The organism is Deinococcus sp. QL22, assembly GCF_023370075.1.
Taxonomy (GTDB): Bacteria; Deinococcota; Deinococci; order Deinococcales; family Deinococcaceae; genus Deinococcus.
The window spans coordinates 243,697-261,729 of record NZ_CP097153.1 but is presented as its reverse complement, the minus strand read 5'-3'; the positions used below and the strand labels follow the sequence as shown (position 1 = coordinate 261,729).

Below are 18,033 nucleotides of genomic sequence, written 5' to 3'. Positions count from 1 at the left end.
GCGACACCTTTGCGGGATTCCGGTAGAACAGCTGCCTCACACAGCTTGTTCCCGATTCTTGGCCTCAAAAGCGCCGATTTCACTCCACCAACGATACCTTTGCGGGATATGGTTCAAAACTAGCGATACCTTTGCGGGATCAGCAGGTAAACTAGCGATACCTTTGCGGGAAAAAACTGAGATATCCTGTGTAGGACGTAAAACTCTGCCTCCCTTGTTGTTGTTCTTTTATATCTTTACCTCAGTTAAAAACAACAACAGGAGCACCTGTGACGAAGAAACCGAAAACCCAAAATCTCCATGACGAACTCAACTTCGCCCGGTTTGGCGTCATCAGCATGCACTCGCGGGTCGACCAGAACATCACCAGCTGGAATACCGAGTTCACCGTGAATGCCCGCACCTTCCGCATTGAGGCCATTACGCCTCAGGGCCGTCCACACGGGATTGATACGGACACGCTCGTGGCGCTTGAAACCTTATTCGTAGCACACGGATGTCCGGAAGACAACTGGGTTCACACCACGCCCTATGCAGTGCGGGAACTGATGGGCCTGTCCAATAACGGCGAGAATTACCACCGACTTCGCCAGAGCATCCGGCGCCTATACTTCACCAGTGTCATCGTGGGCCGTAAAACGGCCCTAACGGGCAGCCAGCGGGTGGGGTGGGATCAACGTGGGGGTTCGGTTCTTCGAAGGCCTGCGTTACCGCGACAGTGAGGATGACGGGGAACTGAGTACCCTCGACAGTGAGGCCACCTTCAGCATCCGCTTGGGAGAACAACTGGCTTCCAGCATTCGGGCAGGTATTTCTCAGGTGCTTGACGGTCACTTGCTTCACCAATTGGAACAGCCACCCGCACGGGCGCTCTACCGCACGTTGCAGGCCTACCGCCGACAAGATGACGGCACCCTGCTGACTGAACTCCGGGTGCCGCTGTCACAGTGGAGACAGGCTACTGGTTTGACCACCGACCGCAGCGACCTCGTTCGGCGGGCGTTGGAGGCGGCGCATGACGAGCTGCGGGCCAACAACTACCTGGAGCACGCGTCCATCGAGGGGCGGGGGAAAACTGCGGTGGCCTGTTATGTCTTTGCCGACGTGGCTGCGGCTGATCCAGCGTTGGTGGTGATGCTGCGCCAAGCGGGCGTGACCGTGGCGCGTGCGGCCTTACTAGCGGGCAAGCATCCCGACCGGGTGGAAGAGGCCCTGCGTTTCCTTGAACATCGCCGCCAGACGACCAATGGGGCGGTGCGCAACCCTGGAGGTTTGGTGGCCGATTTCTTGGAAAATCCGTCCAAGTATGACCTTCCCTCAGGATTCGTGACGCCGGAAGTGCAGCAGCGTCAGCGGGGCCTGCAAGCCCAACAGGCAGCCCATGTCAAAACCGAGGCCCAATTCGAGCAGTTGACGGCCGCCCCGCCAGACGTCCAGTGGGCTGCCCACTGGGCAGCCCAGCGCGCGACGCTCCAACTGATCCTGAAGCGGCAGCTGAACGCCGACCAGTGGGCGCAGCTGGAAGCCTTGGCCCTCAAACGAGACATTCAGGCCGCGAAGCTGACCCGCGTCTTGGTGGCGGCCACGTCCTCTCTCGCGCAGCATGTCAACCAGCTCAAGGGTCGTCTAAACCCGCTCCTGCCGTTGATCCCGTAAGGAAGCGGGTCAAGTCAGAGGAAAGTTAACCGGCACCAACACCATCATTTTGAATTCAAATCGTGATTTCTGTATCGCAGACTAGTACACCAGACGGCGCGTAGTCTTCCACTCAGTCGTTCAGAACTGCTGGCTTGAGCCTGTGGTTGTTTATTTGCGCAAGGTTGCCCCAACTGCAGCCCCGCTGCTACCCCGTCACCACCACTCTGCCCCGCACCGTCGGCCCCTCCATGTCCTGGTGCGCCGCCCCGATTTCAGAGAGGGGAAAGGTACGGTCGAGTGGCACACGCAGCACGCCGTCGTCGATCAGGCGGGGTAGATAGGTCAGGTCCTGGCTATCAAGCTGGCAAAGCGCGGGCTGTTGCGGGCCAACATGCCGCCCAGATCGCCGGGGCTGGTGGGCAGAGGCCGGGTTGACACGTACACCCCGTCTGGCCCAAATGCGGTTTCATGTCTGCAAATTTCAGTGCGGGTGGTGTATCAAACACTACGGCTCAAGGCTCACCCTGCCAAGCAGAAGCTAAGTCTTGGGTATCTAGCACGGCATCGGCCCCCAAGCTCCGCACAAAGTCCAATTTTTCCTTGCGGGCCACGCCAGTAACCACCGCCCAAAATGTTTGGCAAGCTGCACCCCGAACGCCCCGATGCCGCCCGACGCGCCGTAGACCAGCACCCGTGCGCCCGGACGCAGGTTGGCCCCCGCACCGCCTCGCCCGCCACGTCCAGCCCCACCGTAAAGGGGCGGCGCACGCTGAAGGGAATCGGGCCTTCTTCCCAGCGCAGACCCAGACCGGTGCCGTTGACGCTGGAGGCGTGGACACGAATCAACACTTGGTCGTCTGCCGGATGGGGCCAGTTGCCCTCATTAAGTTGCAGGACTTCCGGGCCTCCAAAGGTGTCAAACCGTGCGGCTCTCATGGGTGCAGGCTAGCGGGCAGGGGTGATAGGGAAGGCAAGATTTCTTGGGATGCTCTTGGGAGCTCAACGGCGGGAGACGGGATTTCGGTCACAGGTCTTCCTCACCTCCTCCAACCCAGACCCTATTTCCCCAGGACGCCCCAGTAGCGCAGTTGCCGCACCACCAACAGGCCCGCGCCCACCAACAAACCCGCCCGCAACATTTGGCCGCGCCGACTCAATGGCGGCAGGCTGACCACCCCGCTCGCCCCGGTCACGGCGGGCTGCACGATGTACCGTCCCTGCTTGGGCCGCGCCAGTTCATCAAAATTCTGGGCCAGGCGGCGCAACTCGTCCTGCACTTTCTTTCCGGCCAGCGGGTCGCCGTGTCCCGTGACCGCCAGCGCAGGCTCCAGCGCCGCCAACCGCTCGACCGAGGCGCGGGCCTGATCCCAGTCGGGCGTGTAGTAGGCGGGCGGGCGGTGAACCAACTGGGGCCGCAGCGTCAGCGCCCCGGTCACCCGCTCCTGCACGGTGGTCACGAAGGCGTCGCCCGCGATCAAGAGGCGATCTGCTTTCCGCCACAGCGAAACGTGACCGGGAGAGTGTCCCGGCGTGTCCAGGAATGTCCAGCCCTTCAGCGCCGCCAACTCTGGCAATTCACCCAGAGGCCGAACATGTGGGCGGAAATCGAAGGGGCCGGGCACGAACAGCGGAGAGAGGGCGCTCATGCTGCCGCCCACCGTCGGATCGGGCGGCGGATAGGCCGATTGCCCCGTCAGGTACGGCAGTTCCAGCGGGTGGGCGTAAATGGGCGTGTCGGGCCACTGCTTCAGCAGCCCCCACAGGCCGCCAATATGATCGAGGTGTCCGTGCGTCAACACGATGGCTTCGGGCCGTGCGCCTGCGCCGTAACGGGCCACCGCCGCCCGCGCGATCACGGGGCCGCTTCCCGGTGCGCCCGCGTCCAGCAGCACCCAGGGCTGACCCGGTTCACCCAGAAAGAAGGCGTTTGCCAGCGGCAGCCTCAGCCGTTCTACATCGGGCGCGAGGGCCTGCCGCCCACCAAACGCCGAAACGTGGGCGTGCAGATCGGGCCTGAATTCCAGTTCCTTGGGGGTCATGCCTCACTCTGCCTACGGGGAAGGTGGCGGGGATGAAGGAATGCCAGTGAAATCTTGAGAATCTGTGTACTGGACGTGGCTGAGCTTGAAGAGAGCGGCGTGTTTGACCATCAATTGGCCTGCCCACGCACGCGGCGAGGCAGGCCAAACACAAACTCGGCTCAGTTCTCCATGTCCGTCCGGGCACGCGGCCAGTCGCTCACCCGGCTGATGTCGCTGAGGTCGTCGTCACTGAGATTCAGATTCACGGTGCCGAGCAGTTCGTTCAGTTGCTCCACGCTGTTGGCCCCGATAATCGGCGCGGTCACGGCGGGTTGGCGCAGCAGCCACGCCAGCGACACCTGCGCGGTGGGCACACCATGACGCTCGGCCACCGACACCAGCGTTTCAATCGTGTCGAAGTTCTGATCGCTGAAGCGCCGCGCCGCGTTTTCATTGGCCCGCACGCTGTCGGGAAGCGGCTGGTCCCGGCGGTATTTCCCGGTCAGCATGCCGCCGCCCAGCGGACTCCACGGCACCACGCCGATGCCGTATTCCACGGCCACGCGCTGAAGCTCCCGCTCGAAGTTGGCCCGTGTGGGCGACAGCAGGCTGTATTCCGGCTGAATGCTGACGTAACTTTCCAGCCCCCGGCGGTCACTCGTCCACAGCGCTTCCATCAGCCGCCACGCGCTGTAGTTGGAGCAGCCGAGGTAGCGCACGTAGCCCCGCTGCACCAGTTCCGAAAAGGCCGACAGCGTTTCTTCGATGGGCGTCTGATTGTCGATCCAGTGCGCCTGATACAGGTCGATGTGATCCACCCCCAGGCGGCGCAGGCTGTCCTCGCAGGCCTTCAGAATCCAGCGGCGAGACAGGCCTTCACGCTGATGAATGGTGCTGCGGCCCTCTGAGGCCCGCTCGCCCATGCCGCCGCGGACTTTGGTGGCGATCACCAGTTGGTCGCGGTTGCCACGTGCCTTGATCCAGCGCCCGATGATCTCTTCCGAAATGCCGCCGGGGTTGCCCGGAGTCCAGGTCGTGTAAATGTCGGCGGTATCGATAAAATTGCCGCCCGCCGCCACGTAGGCGTCCATGATCTCGAACGAGGTCGCCTCGTCGGCGCTCCAGCCGAACTGCATGGTGCCGAGGCCGAGGGGAAACAGGTGCAGGCCGCTGCGGCCCAGTCTGCGGTAGGGGATCATGGGGTGCCTCCGGTGGGGTAGATAGGGTGGAAGGGTGAGGGCGAAGGGGCGCTGGAAAGACGCCTGACTGTAGCGGGTGGCGGCGCGGTTCGGCAGGCCAGCCGCCTTCAGAAAGTCCATACCAACAGAAATTGGGGAACAGTCCGTCTTCATCCGGTGGACGTGACAACTGGAACGGCCGACGGTGCGGGCTTCACCCGGAGTCCAGCTCTCTCCTGCCGCACGGAGAGTCCTGGGTGCACCGATATGCTTACACCGCCGATTTCCTGATCCCGTTCAGAGGGAAAAGTATGAATGGATACCGTCTCAGAGGGCAGATTCGCTGAACTGGGGGTGTCGTTTAAGGGACGGCCAACAGTGGGGGTATTCGCTCCTACCTATACAGACCATGCCCCCTACACAATCAGACATGACGTTTTCTCGTTGGTGGTCCTTGGCCCTGTATGCCCTTGGCAGCCTCGCTTCTGCGGCACCGGCCAGCGCGACCTTGGGGAATATTCGGCATGAATACCAGCGGCTTAACAATTGTGGCCCGGTCACGGCACTGACCCTCCTGAACTATTACGGAAATTCGGTGACCCAGACACAGGCGGCGGCGGTGCTTAAAGACGGCCCCAACGACCCTCAAGTGAGCAGTCTCGAACTGGCAGCGTATCTCGGACGGTTCGGGCTTCAGAGCGTGATCCGCTATGCCGGAGACGCCGACCTAATACGTGAACTGGTCTCGCGGGGGCTGCCGGTGGTGGTGCAGCAGCGCCTGAAGCCGGGCAGCACGGTGGCCCATTTCCGGACCGTCTACGGCTACAGTGCAGGACGGTTTCTGGTCAGCGACCCGCTGCGGGGGCCAAGCCTCAGCCTGACCACAGCCGAATTTACCGAACTGTGGCGGTACTACAACGGGGAGTATCTGGTGACCTATCCTCTGGCCAAAGAGGCGCTGGTTAGGGAGATATTGGGCAGCGACTGGAACGTGACGGCCAACTGGCAGCACGCCAAACTGCACGGTGAGGAGGATACCAAGGCCCGGCCGAGCGATCCTTTTGCGTGGTGGGGACTGGGCAAGGCCAATCTCAGGCTCGGCAACTTTCAGGCGGCGGCGGCCAACTTCGACCGTGCTGTTCAGCTTGGCGTGCCCACGCCGTATTACGTCTACCGGCAGGAGGCCTTCGAGGCGTGGACGCGGGCGGGCCAGCACCAGAAAACCCTGACCTGGACGCAGCGGGGCCTGAAGGTGGATCCAGCCAGCAAAGAGCTGCTCCGCTTCCGGAATCTGGCGAGTGAAGCTCTGCGCGGCTGATCCCTCGGCGCTGCCTTGCCCTGTTCGGCTGACCTACAGCAGCCCGCGCCGCAGCGCCTTCACTGCCGCCTGAGTACGGTCTGCGGCCTGAAGTTTTACCAGTAAATCCTGCACATGCAACTTCACAGTGCTGACGCTGACGCCGAGGCGCAGGGCAATGTCTTTGTTGGCGAGTCCATCGGCGATCAGCCTCAGCACGTCCATCTCGCGGGGGGTCAGGGGAGAGGCCGTATCAGGGGCCCGAATACCGCCTAACACGTGGTGGGCCACCTGTGGATCAAGGTAGGCGCTTCCGGCGGCGGCGGCCCGGATCGCCAGCAGCAGCAGGTCAGACTGGGCACTCTTGAGGCAGTAGGCATCGGCCCCGCCTGCCAAAGCCGCGAACACTTCGTCGCGCAGGTCGTGGGCCGTGAGCATCACCACGCGCACGGCAGGCCAGCCCCGCTTAATTTCGGCGCAGGTCTGAATACCGTCTATGCCGGGCAGGCCGATGTCCACCACCGCCACATCGACCTCATGCCGCGCCAACACTTCCAGCCCTTCCTCCCCGCTGCGGGCCTCGGCGGTCACGCGCAGGTCGGGTTCCAGATTGATGGCGGCCCGCAAACCGTCACGGGTAAAGGCGTGATCCTCGATGAGCAGAATCCGGGTGTGTGGTGGGGAAGTGGTCATAGGCGCTCCGGTGTGCTGGCAGGAAGTTCAAGGGGCAGGGTCAGGGTGAACGCACTCTGGGCGCGGGCCGTGCGGGCGTAGGTGACGGTGCCGCCGTGCGCCTGTGCAATCCGGCGCGTCAGGTACAACCCCAGCCCCGTGCCACTGCCAGCCCCGCCACCCCGAAACCGTTGAAACAGCGTGGGAGTGCGGCTGGCGCTGACGCCGGGGCCATCGTCCTGCACGGTCAGAATGGCTTCGTCTGCATCGGCCCTGAGGGTCACACGTACCGTGCCGCCGGGGGGACTGAATTTGACCGCATTGTCGATCAGGTTCTGCACGGCGCGGCGTAGATCGTGGGGGCGGCCCTGCACCCGCACGCCGCTGAGGTGCGGTTCCAGCGTGATGCTGCGGGCGTCGGCCCTCGCCCGAAGCTGAGACAGCACACCCACCGTCACGTCCCGCAGATTCACGTCGCTGGGCGGGTCTTCGGGTTCGCCGCCCTCCACTTTGGCTACTGCCAGCAACTGATCGGCCAGCGCCAGAAGGGTCGCGTTGGCTTCCAGGCCGTTGTGCAGCGTGGCGCGGTAGGCTTCTGGCAGGGGACCGTATGCACCGCGCAGGGCGGTTTGCATGCTCATGGCGTTGGCCATCAGTGGGGTTCTCAGATCGTGTGAAAAAGCGTAGACCAGATCGCGCAGCACTTCGCCGCGTTCGGCCAACTGGGCGCGTTGCAGCCGCAATTCGTCCAGCAGCCCGGTGCGGTCTAGGAGCGGCTGAAGCGTACCCACGGCCTGCGCGATTTCTCCGGGTGGGGCCGTCGGGTGGTCAATCAGTACCAACAGGTCGCCTGCTCCGTCAGCGGCGCGGCGGCGACTCAGGCGGGCCAACACCACATCGCCCCCGTGCGCGGCCCAGACCTCTGATCCCAGACCCGGCGGGCGGGTGAGGATGTCTAGGGGCAGCCGGGTATTCAGGCGCGGGGGCGGCTGCTGCTGGGGGGTTCCCTCTATCCCCGCCACGCTATCCAGGCTCCGGGCATACGGCTCCCGCAACATGGCCCGCTCTACCGCGCCGATTTCCACACTTCTGGCCCCGGTCAGGGTGTGCAGGGCCGCCGCCGCACGGGTCACGAATTCGGCCTCGCCCAGCGGCCCGCTCACGCTTTCCACCAGGGTCCGCAGGCTGCGCTCGAAGGTCAGGCGGCGTTCCTCTTCGGTCAGGCGGGCGGCACGGGCATTGGCTTCGCGGGCACGCAGGGTCAGCAGACCCACCAGGATCACGGTCAGAATACTGACGGTGCGGTTCACGATGTCGAAGGTGGTCAGGCCGTCTCGCCCCGCGTTCAGCGTGCCTGCCAACAGGTTGGCTCCGACGCTACAGGCCAGCAGCGCCAGCGTCGTGCGCCGCGAGGCCCCGAGCGCGGCCAGCGCCACGGGCGCACTCAGCAGCGTTCCCAGCACCCACTGGGCGGGCGTCAGAATGTCGGCGGCGGTGATCAGGCCCAAGAGTGTCCACGCCAACGCCGCTGCGGTGCGTTCTCCGGGCACAGCAAACCGAACAGGCAGGGCCGAATTCACGCTGTCCAGTCTAGTACCTATGGTGTGGGTGAAATCTTCAGCGGGAAGCAGCTTTGTCTCAGGGAACACGGGTTCAAGCAGCGATGGTTTCCCTTTCACTGGCCCAGCCTAGAGTGGGCGTGGGCCAGAAGAATTGGCCAACTGGCCCACGCGGGGAGCCGAATGGAGAATGCCGCGCCGCCCAGTGGGAGCAGAGGATGTTTCCTATGGATGCATTTTTGCTGTTGCTCGTGCTGGCGCTGGTCGCCTACCTCCTGTACGCCCTCATTCGTGCCGAGAGGTTTTAGCGGTGGGCATCTTGATAGGCCTGCTGATTCTACTGGCCCTGTTCGGCATCGTCGCTGCCGCCCTCGCCATGCCGGAAAAGCTCTGAGATGGATATTTTCCTGACCTACGCGTTGGCTTTTGCGCTGGCCGTACCGCTGGGCACGCAGATCGCGCGGGTTTTTTCTACACCTGCCTCCCGCTTTACCTCTAGCCTGTTGCGCTTGAGCGGAGTGGATGCCTCGCGTCCGATGAACTGGCGGCAATATGGCATGGCGTTGTTGGGCACCAATGTCGTGCTCGGCGTGTTCGCCTTCCTGCTCTACACCTTGCAGGGCGGCCTGCCCCTGAACCCCGACGGCATTCCCAACCTGCGCTGGGATACGGCGATGCACACCGCTGCCAGCTTTATCACCAACACCAACCAGCAGCACTACAGCGGGCAAAGTGGCCTCAGCTACCTGTCTCAGATGCTCGGAATCACGGCGCTGCAATTCATCACCCCGGCGGTGGGCATGGCGGCCCTGTTTGCCGTGCTGCGCGGCTTCCGGGGAGAAACCAATGTCGGCAATTACTTTTTGGACGTGACGCGGGCGATTGGACTGCTTATTCCAGCTGCCTTCGTACTTGCGCTGCTGCTGACCTCTCAGGGTGTGCCGAGCACCTTCGGCGGCGCAAAAACGGCCACGCTCATTGAGGCGCAGACGGTGGAAGGACAGGCCGTGACCACCCAGACCATCCCGCTCGGCCCGGTGGCGGCGATGGTCGCCATCAAGCAACTTGGCACCAACGGCGGCGGCTGGTACGGCCCCAACAGCAGTGTGCCGCTGGAAAACCCCACGCCGCTCAGCAACCTGTTTCAGATGGTCAGCATCATCGTCTTTCCGGTAGCGTTGGTCGTCGCCGCTGGCCTGTTCCTGCGCCGCCGCCGCTTTGGGGTGGCCCTGATCGCCGTCATGAGTGTGATGTCGGCGGCCCTGACCTTCGGCGCAGTAGTGGCCGAGCGGCAACCCAACGCGGCCCTCTCTGGACTGGCCGCAGCGGGCGGCAATCTGGAAGGCAAGGAGGTGAGGTTCGGCACCGACGCCACCGCGCTATGGGCCAGCCTGACCACACAGACCAGCAACGGGAGCGTCAACGGCATGCTGGACAGCTTTACACCGCTGGGTGGCCTGATTCCCCAACTCGGCATGTTCCTGAACGACGTGTACGGCGGCATCGGTGTGGGTCTGATCAATATGCTGGTGTTCGTCATCCTGACGGTGTTTATCGCAGGCCTGATGGTGGGCCGCACGCCCGAACTGTTTGGCCGCAAAATTGAGACCCGCGAAATCAAACTGGCCTCGCTGATCATCTTGCTTCAGCCGTTGCTGGTGCTGGGGTTCACGGCTGCGGCCCTGGCCCTGCCCAGTATCACGGGCCATTCCAACCCCGGGTTTCATGGCCTGTCGCAGGTGCTGTACGAGTACAACAGCGCCTATGCTAACAACGGCAGCGGTTTTGAGGGGCTGGGTGACAACACCCCCTGGTGGAATATCACCTGCGCCATCGTGCTGATTCTGGCCCGCTTTCTGCCCATTCTTGGCCCATTGGCGATTGCCGGATATCTGGCCCAGAAAAAGGCCGCGCCTGAAACCAGCGGCACCCTGCGCGTGGATACCCCCGTGTTTGCCGGAATGCTGCTGAGCGTCATGCTCCTGCTGCAACTGCTGAACTTTGCGCCCGCGCTGGTGCTGGGGCCAGTGGCCGAGCAACTGAGCCTGAATACTCCCCCCGCTGTTTCTGTCCCTGTTTCCTCGACTGGAGCCACCAAATGACCGTCCTGCCTAACACTCCGGCTCCGAATCCGACCCCAGCCAAGAAATCCCTGTTTGCCCCCGAACAGGTACGCAATGCCCTGCGCTCCAGCGTCGTGAAGCTCAACCCGCGCTCTATGGCCCGCAATCCGGTTATGTTCGTCGTGTTGGTGGGCTCGGCGCTCACTCTGTATCTGACTGTTGCCAACATTGCTACGGGCAGGAGTTGGGGCTACGAGGCCGCCATCACCGTGCTGCTGCTGCTGACCGTGCTGTTTGCCAACTTTGCCGAGGGTCTGGCCGAAGCACGTGGCAAGGCGCAGGCCGCCAGTTTGCGGGCTGCCCGTGAGGATACGCCTGCCCGTCGCCTGATCGGTGGAACATTGACTGGCAAGGAAGAAACCGTGCCCAGCACTCGCCTGACTCGCGGTGACCTGATCGTGATTGAGGCGGGCGAGATCGTGGCCGGAGACGGCGAGATCATCGAAGGGCTGGCGAGCGTGGACGAAAGCGCGATTACCGGGGAAAGTGCGCCCGTGATCCGCGAGGCCGGAACCGATCACAGCGGCGTGACGGGCGGCACGCGGGTCTTGTCTGACCGGATCGTGGTGCGCGTGACCAGCCAGCCGGGCGAATCTTTCCTCGACCGCATGATTGCGCTGGTGGAGGGAGCCAGCCGCCAGAAAACCCCCAACGAACTGGCGCTGAGTATTTTGCTGGCGGCCCTGACCCTGATTTTCCTACTGGTAGTGGCCACCCTGCCGCTGATGGCCCGTTTTGTGGGCGTCGAGGTGAACGTGGTGACGCTGGTGGCCCTCTTGGTGTGCCTGATTCCCACCACCATCGGCGGCCTGCTTCCGGCCATCGGCATCGCGGGGATGGACAGGGCACTGCAAGCCAACGTGATCGCCAAAAGTGGCAAGGCCGTAGAAGTGGCAGGTGACGTGGATATTCTGCTGCTCGACAAGACTGGAACCATCACCATCGGAGACCGTCAGGCCACCCGGTTTGCGCCGCTGCCGGGAGTGACCGAGGCAGAATTGGCCCACGCCGCCGCGCTGGCGTCGCTGTCTGACCCCACGCCCGAAGGCAAAAGCATCGTGGCATTGGCGGTCACGCAGGGCGTCACGCCAACCGCCCCCGAAGGTGCCGAGTGGATAGAATTCTCGGCCCAGACGCGCATGAGCGGGGTAGATGCCGGAGCCATCAGCATCCGCAAGGGCGCGGGCAGCGCCGTGTCCCGGCTGGCAGGCGAGCGTGGCGGCCACATTCCGCCCGAACTTCAGAGCATCGTGGATGAGGTTTCCCGTGCAGGTGGCACGCCATTGGTGGTGCTGAGCGGCACCCAGATTCTGGGCGTGGTGGCCCTCTCGGACATCGTCAAACCCGGTATGCGCGAACGCTTCGAGCAGTTGCGGCGCATGGGCCTGCGAACGGTCATGATTACCGGCGACAACCCCCTGACCGCCGAAGCCATTGCCCGCGAAGCTGGCGTGGACGGCTTTCTGGCCGAGGCCACGCCCGAAGACAAGATGCGGATGATCAAGGAAGAACAGGCGGCGGGCAAGCTGGTGGCCATGATGGGCGACGGCACCAACGACGCGCCCGCGCTGGCCCAGGCCGATGTGGGGCTGGCGATGCAGAGCGGCACGCAGGCGGCCAAAGAAGCGGCCAACATGATCGATCTGGATTCCGACCCCACCAAGCTGATCGAGGTCGTGGAGATCGGCAAGGGCCTGCTGATGACGCGCGGCGCTCTGACCACCTTCTCTATCGCCAACGATGTCGCCAAGTATTTTGCGATCCTGCCCGCCCTGTTCGCCGCGCAGTTGCCCGTGCTGGCTCCCCTCAATGTGATGAACCTGAACAGTCCGCAGAGCGCCATTCTGAGTGCGGTCATCTTCAACGCCCTCGTGATTCCGGCCCTGATTCCCATCGCCCTGCGCGGCGTGCGCTACACCCCCGGCAGCGCCGACGCCCTGCTGACCCGCAACCTGCTGGTGTACGGACTGGGCGGCCTGGTTATTCCGTTTATCGGCATCAAATTGATCGATCTGCTGTTGGGTGTGATCGGCGTTTAAGCCGTCTGTAAACGCCTCCAGATGCTTGGCTCTCCGCTCTAAATGTTCTCCGCTCGACGTCTTAAAGGACTGACATCATGACGACTTCTGACCCCATCCAATCCACTGAAACACCCAACTTGCCCCAACCCGGCCCCCTGTCCTGGCTGCGCTTCTCGCTCTTTTGGATGGTGGCCTGCGGGCTGGCCTATCCGTTGGTCACGACCCTCACGGCGGGCACGCTCTTTCCGGCACAGGCCAACGGCAGCCTGATCTCGCAGAATGGGAAAGTCGTCGGTTCCGCGCTGGTGGGCCAGACCTTCTCAGGCGATCAATATTTCATTGGCCGTCCCAGTGCGGCGGGTGCGGGATACGACCCCGTGAACGCGTCGGGCAGCAATCTGGCCCCCAGTAACCCGGCCCTGCATGGGCGTGTGGCGGCCACGTCTGCGGCCATCGCCGCCCGTGAAGGCGTGCCTGCCAGCCAGATTCCCGTCGATCTGGTCACGGCCAGCGGGGGCGGCCTCGATCCCCATATTTCTCCTGCGGGAGCTGCAATTCAGGTGGCGCGGGTGGCACGGGTGCGCGGTCTGCCTGCCAACCGTGTACGCGAACTCATCGCCGCCAATACCCAAAACAGCGTGCTGGGATTGGGGCAACCGGGTGTGAATGTCTTGCGGCTCAATCTCGCTCTGGACGCCGGACAATAGAGGTCAGATGACCGATGAGCGCACGCCCGAACGCCTGAGCCTCAGCCGTCCCCACGAGGCCGAAGCTCTGGCCCCAACGCGCGGCGTTCACAAGATTTTTGTGGGCATGGCGGCGGGCGTGGGCAAAACCTACCGGGCGCTGAATGAGTTGCGCGAGCGGCTGGAGCGCGGTGAAGACGCCCTGATCGGCGTGCTGGAAACGCATGGCCGGGCCGGAACCATCGCGGCGGCAGAAGGCTTGCCGTTGTTTCCGCGCCGCGCCGTGCTGCGCGGTTCCGTGACCCTGACCGAACTGGATGTAGACAGTCTGCTGGCCCGCCGTCCCTTCGTGGTCTTGGTCGATGAATTGGCCCACACCAACGCCCCCGGCAGTGCCCGCGACAAACGCTGGCAGGATGTGAACGCCCTGCTGGACGCCGGAATTCATGTCCTCTCGACCATGAACGTGCAGCACCTGGAGAGCCTCAACGATACGGTGGCCCGCCTGACCGGGGTGCGGGTGCGCGAGCGCGTGCCGGATCATGTGCTCAGCGACGCCGACGAACTCGTGTTGATCGACCTGACGCCCGATGACCTGCGTGCCCGCCTGAAGGCCGGAAAGGTGTATGGCCCCGAAAAAGTAGAGCAGGCGCTGGGCAACTTTTTTACGGGTGCGAACCTGACCGCCCTGCGTGAAATCGCGCTGCGGCAGGTGGCGAACGTGGTGGAACTCGGCGCACCGGAAGGGCAACCGGGCGTGCAGGAAATTGTGGTGGTGGCGGTGGCTGCCGAAGAAACTGCTGCTCGCCTGATTCGCCGGGGTGGGCAATTGGCGGCCCGACTGCACGCCGATCTGCATGTGGTCAGTGTGCGCCCCACTCGCCTGAGCCGTCCGCAGTCGCAGTTGCTGGACACCTTCCGGGCCATTACGCACGCCCTGGGCGGCCAATTCGAGGTGCTGGCTCCGGCGGGCAGCGTGGCCCAGACCCTCGTCCGCTACGTGGAATCCGTTCACGCCACCCAGGTCGTCATGGGCGAAACCAGTCGCAGCCGCCTCGCCGAATTTCTGTACGGAGACATCATCAAAACCGTGCTGCACGACACGAAAAACGTGGATGTGTACGTGATTACGCGGGAGTAGGAGATGAATGTCTATCCGTGTTGTCCTTGGGAGAAGACGGTCAGAGTGCCGCGCCGGGCAACGTAAAGAAGAAGGTGCTGCCTGCTCCGGGCGTGCTCTCCAGCCACAACCGACCTCCGTGGCGCTCCACGATCTTTTTACAGACGGCCAACCCGATCCCGGTGCCTTGATAGGTGTCGCGGCCATGCGGGCGCTGAAAAATCTCAAAGATGCGCTCAAAGTACTGCGCCTCTATTCCGATGCCGTTGTCCTGCACCGCAAAGCGCCAGCTCAGTCCATCTTGCTGGACAGAGACGTGTACCTGTGGTTCGGTTCCGTCCCGGTGGTACTTCAGGCCATTCGAAATGAGGTTTTGGAGAAGCTGATCGAGTTGATGGGGGTCGGCCAACACCACTGGCAAGGTGTCGCGGGTCAGGGCGGCTTCGGGAGAGTCGGTCTGGAGGCGATAGGCGACTTGATCGAAGACGGTATTGGCGTCGGTGGGCTGAGGCTCCCGCCGCTCCGTATGAACGCGGGAAAAGGCCAACAGATCATCGACCAACTGTTTCATGTGATCGCCGCTCTCCATGATGTGCCGGAGATAGAGTTTGCCCCGGTCATCAAGCTGCGGTCCGTACTTGCGGTCAAGAATGCCCGCGAAACTGGCCACCGCCCGGATTGGGGCCTGCAAATCATGCGAGGCGATATACGCGAATTGCTCCAATTCCGCATTGCTGCGCCGCAATTCCTCGTTGGTGCGCCGCAGGGCGGTTTCGGCTTGCTGCCGCTGCGTGATATCCCGGAAGGCCAACACCGCGCCCTCGACGGCGCCCGCCTGATTGCGAATGGGGGTGCTGGTGTACTCCACGGGAAAAGAGGTGCCGTCTGGACGCCAGAACACCTCGCCCTGCACCGCTTGGGCCTGCCCCTCGGTAAACGCCGCGTACACAGGGCACGTGTCCCGTGGATAGGGGGTACCGTCCGCGCGGGTGTGGTGAATCAGGGGATGCTGAGGCTGACCGATAAAGTCGGCTGCCACGTAGCCCAGCAGATGCAGGGCCGCTGGATTGGCAAAGGTCGTGCGGCCCTGCAAATCCACACCCGTTAATCCTTCACCGACGCTGTTGAGGATCAGTTCGTTGAAGCGCGACACGCGGGCGAGGTCTCGGATGCCCTGCGCCCGCTCCAGGGCCAGCCCGAGGCTGTGCACCACCGTCTCCATCACCGCCTTGTCTGTCGGTGTCCAGGGGTGAGGGGTAAACACCACGAAGGTCAGAATGCCGAGTGTGGTGCCCTGTACGGTCACGGGCAGGCTGGCCACCGTATTGACGTGCTGCACCGAAGCGGCGTCGGGAAAATCGGCCTGGTTGCCCTGAGTTTGGTTGTGTTTGGCGTGGTAGTAAGGCTGCTGCGTTTTCCACGGGACGGTCAGACTCTCCGGCACGTCATATGGAATGCCTGCGTCCACGAGGGCCTGCGCCTGCACAGCAGCGGCTTGGTTCACGCCTTCACCCAACACGCCGGTCTGTACTTTGCTGCGCCACAACCCCTCTTCGCGCTCAAAATACAGGGCGTTGCCATCTGGCAGCAGCGACATGACCATCTCTTGGGCGCAGCGAATCAGGGCGTAGGGGTCGGTTTCGAGCGCGAGGTCTTGAAGGAGCGCTGCAAATCCCTCCAGGGCTTGAGTACGGGCGTCCAGAAGCGCGTGTTGTACGTTCAGTTGCTCGGCTTGCTGGGCACGCTCCAGCGCAAGGTCTAAACTGTGGCCCACCGCCCGGATAATGGCCTGTTCCCGTTCTGTCCAGGCGTGCGCCTGAGCGGTGCCCACCGTCAGTAGGGCCGTGCCTTGACCCTGAGCGCGGGTGGGCAGCAGCGCCACTGCGCCGTACTGGGCCGCGTGCGAAACGTGTTCATGCTCGGCGTGCCAGCCGTCTACCAAGGTGATGCGCTGCGCCTGAGTGGCCGCCGCAAAGTTTGGTGCGTCCTGTGGCACGCCGCTCTGGATTTGCGCGACGATCTCGGGGGCGATGTCCTCCGACCACAGCTGAGCTTTCCACCACGCGCCCTCCAGCTCGTAATAGGCCGCACTGACCGGGCCTAGGCTTGTCCGCAGCACCCGCATGGCCTGAGCGATCAGCGTGAGCCGGTCGGTTTCGGTGCCCACGGCCTCCGTGAACGCCACAAAGGCGTCCAGTGCCGTCACCGCGTCCTGTGCGTTTCTGCGGGGCGTGATGTCGCGCGACACCGCGCTGATCTGGTGCAGGCGTCCCTGCGCGTCGTACACGGGGGCCACACTGACTTCCCACCATTTGAGAGTGCCCTTAAACGTGGCGGTGCGGGCTTCGAAGGAGGTGCGTAATCCTTGCCGCGCCCGGTCGAGGGCCTCTTCTACTTGTGTGCGGGCCTCTCCTGTCCAGAACGTGGGCCACAACAGTTGCCGGCACACGTCGAAATCGTCAATTTCCATGGTCGCTTGCCCCCCTCGTTCATGGAGAGCAGGCGGGCGTCGAGACTCAGCACCTTGATGCAGTTTGGACTGGCATCGACCAGATCTTGCAAGACCGTGCGCTGGTGCTGGTCTTCTTTAAGGTCATGGATGTTGACCCCAGTGACGACCCAGGTGGCTGGCCTGTCCTGCGCCGCCGCCTGCCGCTGACCAGAGAGGCGGAACCAGTGGGCTTGGCCCGCAGCGTCGCGCAGGGGGAGGTCTAGGCAGAAGCTCTCCTGCGCGGAGGCAAACAGCGCCTTAACGCGGTTCTGATCGTCTGGCAACACCAGATCGGCCAAGTCAGTCCCCATGACAAGAGACGTATGGGCATGCCACGCCCGGTTGCCCCAGAGAGTACGTCCTTGCAAATCGGTGGTACACCACAGCTGAGGGAAGGCGTCTGTGAGGGAGCGCACCTCACTGGAGGGAAGGGGGAACATGCCGCACACTACCGCTTGGGCCCACGGGGGATTGGTCTGAATAGGAGTGCAAGCCACCGGCTATGCCCTCAGTACCCGAACCTGGTATGTCAAGTTGGCGGAGAAAAGACCCAAAAAGATCCTATGAATGGGCTGGGATGGGGCCGCCCATGTGACGCGCCTGCAAGGTTCGGTACAGCTCGCGGGCTAGGTGGGTCTTGAGTGCTCGAAGTGCCGCTCGTTTCGTTTTTCCCTCTTGTTCTTTCCTGGTCACGAATGTTTTGGTGCGTTCATCACAGCGCAGCCGGGTCAAGGCCATCAGATGGAGCACCCTGTTGAGCTGTCGGTTGCCACCGACACTCACGCACCAACGCGTGTTCTTCCCACTCCCCCGTTCAACTGGGGCAGCGCCGCAATAACTGGCGAAATGATGGACATCCTCAAACCGCTTGATGTCACCGACTTCGGCGAGCACAGTGCCGGCCAGCACGACGCCGATCCCCTGCAACGTCAACAGGGTGGGGGCCACCTGAGCGACCAGGGTCGCCATGGCGTGTTCCAACTCTTTCAACGCTGCTTCGAGAGAGGTCAGTACCGCCTGCAGGGCGGTGCTCAGCGAGTCCGTCGTCGTGTCTGGGAGCGCTTCGAGCTCATCTGGTTGGCTTTACGCTGCTGAGCGAGCTTGTCCCGCGTGCGGGACAATTCCTGCAAGCGGGTGCGCTGCGTGCTGAGCTGGTAGGGCGGGAGCTGTGGGTTGGCCAGCAGCACCCGGGCGACGTTCTCGGCGTCGACTAGGTCGTTCTTTTCT

The 18,033-nt window shown here is 63.3% G+C and carries 17 protein-coding genes; 8 read left to right on the top strand and 9 right to left on the bottom strand.

Translation table 11 applies throughout. The annotated features are described in order from the left end of the window. The first annotated feature begins 269 nt into the window (after positions 1-269). A complete protein-coding gene (locus tag M1R55_RS25915) occupies positions 270-722 on the top strand; it encodes a replication initiator protein A (RefSeq protein ID WP_249395868.1) in 453 nt (150 codons plus the stop codon). Next, positions 679-1,656 carry a hypothetical protein gene (locus tag M1R55_RS25910; RefSeq protein ID WP_249395867.1) on the top strand — a complete coding sequence of 326 codons (978 nt, stop codon included), beginning with the start codon at positions 679-681 and terminating at the stop codon, positions 1,654-1,656. Before M1R55_RS25915 ends, M1R55_RS25910 begins: the two co-directional genes overlap by 44 nt. Before the next feature lie 187 nt (positions 1,657-1,843). Here the strand turns inward: M1R55_RS25910 and M1R55_RS32480 are convergent, their stop codons facing one another. The 4 genes from M1R55_RS32480 to M1R55_RS25895 form a co-directional block, all read right to left on the bottom strand. Then, complete coding sequence (locus M1R55_RS32480; RefSeq protein ID WP_371827323.1) at positions 1,844-1,942, bottom strand: hypothetical protein; 99 nt, start codon at positions 1,940-1,942, stop codon at positions 1,844-1,846. A 215-nt stretch (positions 1,943-2,157) separates the two neighbouring features. Continuing rightward, positions 2,158-2,574: a hypothetical protein gene (locus M1R55_RS25905; protein WP_249395866.1), complete on the bottom strand. Its 417-nt coding sequence runs from the start codon at positions 2,572-2,574 to the stop codon at positions 2,158-2,160. A 122-nt stretch (positions 2,575-2,696) separates the two neighbouring features. Beyond that, positions 2,697-3,677, bottom strand: coding sequence for an MBL fold metallo-hydrolase (locus M1R55_RS25900; protein WP_249395865.1), 981 nt, complete (start codon positions 3,675-3,677; stop codon positions 2,697-2,699). A gap of 161 nt (positions 3,678-3,838) precedes the next feature. Then, a complete protein-coding gene (locus tag M1R55_RS25895) occupies positions 3,839-4,858 on the bottom strand; it encodes an aldo/keto reductase (RefSeq protein WP_249396130.1) in 1,020 nt (339 codons plus the stop codon). Positions 4,859-5,267: 409 nt separating this feature from the next. On the opposite strand from M1R55_RS25895, the gene M1R55_RS25890 reads away from it, so the two are divergent. Further along, on the top strand, positions 5,268-6,155 hold the full coding sequence (locus tag M1R55_RS25890; protein ID WP_249395864.1) for a C39 family peptidase: 888 nt from the start codon (positions 5,268-5,270) through the stop codon (positions 6,153-6,155). A gap of 33 nt (positions 6,156-6,188) precedes the next feature. On the opposite strand, the gene M1R55_RS25885 is transcribed toward M1R55_RS25890, so the two are convergent. Then, complete coding sequence (locus M1R55_RS25885) at positions 6,189-6,827, bottom strand: response regulator transcription factor (protein WP_249395863.1); 639 nt, start codon at positions 6,825-6,827, stop codon at positions 6,189-6,191. Continuing rightward, positions 6,824-8,386: a HAMP domain-containing sensor histidine kinase gene (locus M1R55_RS25880; RefSeq protein ID WP_249395862.1), complete on the bottom strand. Its 1,563-nt coding sequence runs from the start codon at positions 8,384-8,386 to the stop codon at positions 6,824-6,826. The genes M1R55_RS25885 and M1R55_RS25880 overlap by 4 nt, the downstream gene beginning before the upstream one ends. Positions 8,387-8,469: 83 nt before the next feature. Here M1R55_RS25880 and kdpF point away from each other — a divergent pair, with 83 nt between their 5' ends. The 5 genes from kdpF to M1R55_RS25855 all read left to right on the top strand — a co-directional run bounded on the left by kdpF (position 8,470) and on the right by M1R55_RS25855 (position 14,336). Next, positions 8,470-8,673, top strand: coding sequence for a K(+)-transporting ATPase subunit F (kdpF, locus tag M1R55_RS25875; protein WP_249395861.1), 204 nt, complete (start codon positions 8,470-8,472; stop codon positions 8,671-8,673). A gap of 87 nt (positions 8,674-8,760) precedes the next feature. Beyond that, positions 8,761-10,467: a potassium-transporting ATPase subunit KdpA gene (gene kdpA, locus M1R55_RS25870; RefSeq protein WP_249395860.1), complete on the top strand. Its 1,707-nt coding sequence runs from the start codon at positions 8,761-8,763 to the stop codon at positions 10,465-10,467. Further along, positions 10,464-12,527, top strand: a complete 2,064-nt coding sequence (kdpB, locus tag M1R55_RS25865) for a potassium-transporting ATPase subunit KdpB (protein ID WP_249395859.1) — start codon at positions 10,464-10,466, stop codon at positions 12,525-12,527. Before kdpA ends, kdpB begins: the two co-directional genes overlap by 4 nt. Positions 12,528-12,604: 77 nt before the next feature. Beyond that, entirely contained in the window at positions 12,605-13,216 is a 612-nt protein-coding gene (gene kdpC / locus M1R55_RS25860) for a potassium-transporting ATPase subunit KdpC (protein WP_249395858.1), read from the top strand. Between the two features lie 7 nt (positions 13,217-13,223). Continuing rightward, entirely contained in the window at positions 13,224-14,336 is a 1,113-nt protein-coding gene (locus M1R55_RS25855) for a universal stress protein (RefSeq protein ID WP_249395857.1), read from the top strand. 40 nt (positions 14,337-14,376) lie between these two features. On the opposite strand, the gene M1R55_RS25850 is transcribed toward M1R55_RS25855, so the two are convergent. The 3 genes from M1R55_RS25850 to M1R55_RS25840 form a co-directional block, all read right to left on the bottom strand. Further along, positions 14,377-16,785 (bottom strand): ATP-binding protein, encoded by a 2,409-nt coding sequence (locus tag M1R55_RS25850; protein WP_249395856.1) that lies wholly within the window; start codon positions 16,783-16,785, stop codon positions 14,377-14,379. Further along, entirely contained in the window at positions 16,707-17,246 is a 540-nt protein-coding gene (locus tag M1R55_RS25845; protein ID WP_249395855.1) for a PAS domain-containing protein, read from the bottom strand. Before M1R55_RS25845 ends, M1R55_RS25850 begins: the two co-directional genes overlap by 79 nt. A 121-nt stretch (positions 17,247-17,367) precedes the next feature. After that, positions 17,368-17,775 (bottom strand): IS110 family transposase, encoded by a 408-nt coding sequence (locus tag M1R55_RS25840; protein WP_249393517.1) that lies wholly within the window; start codon positions 17,773-17,775, stop codon positions 17,368-17,370. Between the last annotated feature and the right edge of the window lie 258 nt (positions 17,776-18,033).

Bases quoted from the DNA above. Each gene is read 5' to 3' on its own strand.
- M1R55_RS25905 (WP_249395866.1), bottom strand. From the start codon at position 2,574: ATGAGAGCCGCACGGTTTGACACCTTTGGAGGCCCGGAAGTCCTGCAA.
- M1R55_RS25890 (WP_249395864.1), top strand. From the start codon at position 5,268: ATGACGTTTTCTCGTTGGTGGTCCTTGGCCCTGTATGCCCTTGGCAGC.
- M1R55_RS25850 (WP_249395856.1), bottom strand. From the start codon at position 16,785: ATGGAAATTGACGATTTCGACGTGTGCCGGCAACTGTTGTGGCCCACG.
- kdpB (WP_249395859.1), top strand. From the start codon at position 10,464: ATGACCGTCCTGCCTAACACTCCGGCTCCGAATCCGACCCCAGCCAAG.
- kdpC (WP_249395858.1), top strand. From the start codon at position 12,605: ATGACGACTTCTGACCCCATCCAATCCACTGAAACACCCAACTTGCCC.
- kdpF (WP_249395861.1), top strand. From the start codon at position 8,470: ATGGTTTCCCTTTCACTGGCCCAGCCTAGAGTGGGCGTGGGCCAGAAG.
- M1R55_RS25840 (WP_249393517.1), bottom strand. From the start codon at position 17,775: ATGGCGACCCTGGTCGCTCAGGTGGCCCCCACCCTGTTGACGTTGCAG.
- kdpA (WP_249395860.1), top strand. From the start codon at position 8,761: ATGGATATTTTCCTGACCTACGCGTTGGCTTTTGCGCTGGCCGTACCG.
- M1R55_RS25900 (WP_249395865.1), bottom strand. From the start codon at position 3,677: ATGACCCCCAAGGAACTGGAATTCAGGCCCGATCTGCACGCCCACGTT.
- M1R55_RS25855 (WP_249395857.1), top strand. From the start codon at position 13,224: ATGACCGATGAGCGCACGCCCGAACGCCTGAGCCTCAGCCGTCCCCAC.
- M1R55_RS25845 (WP_249395855.1), bottom strand. From the start codon at position 17,246: ATGTTCCCCCTTCCCTCCAGTGAGGTGCGCTCCCTCACAGACGCCTTC.
- M1R55_RS25885 (WP_249395863.1), bottom strand. From the start codon at position 6,827: ATGACCACTTCCCCACCACACACCCGGATTCTGCTCATCGAGGATCAC.
- M1R55_RS25895 (WP_249396130.1), bottom strand. From the start codon at position 4,858: ATGATCCCCTACCGCAGACTGGGCCGCAGCGGCCTGCACCTGTTTCCC.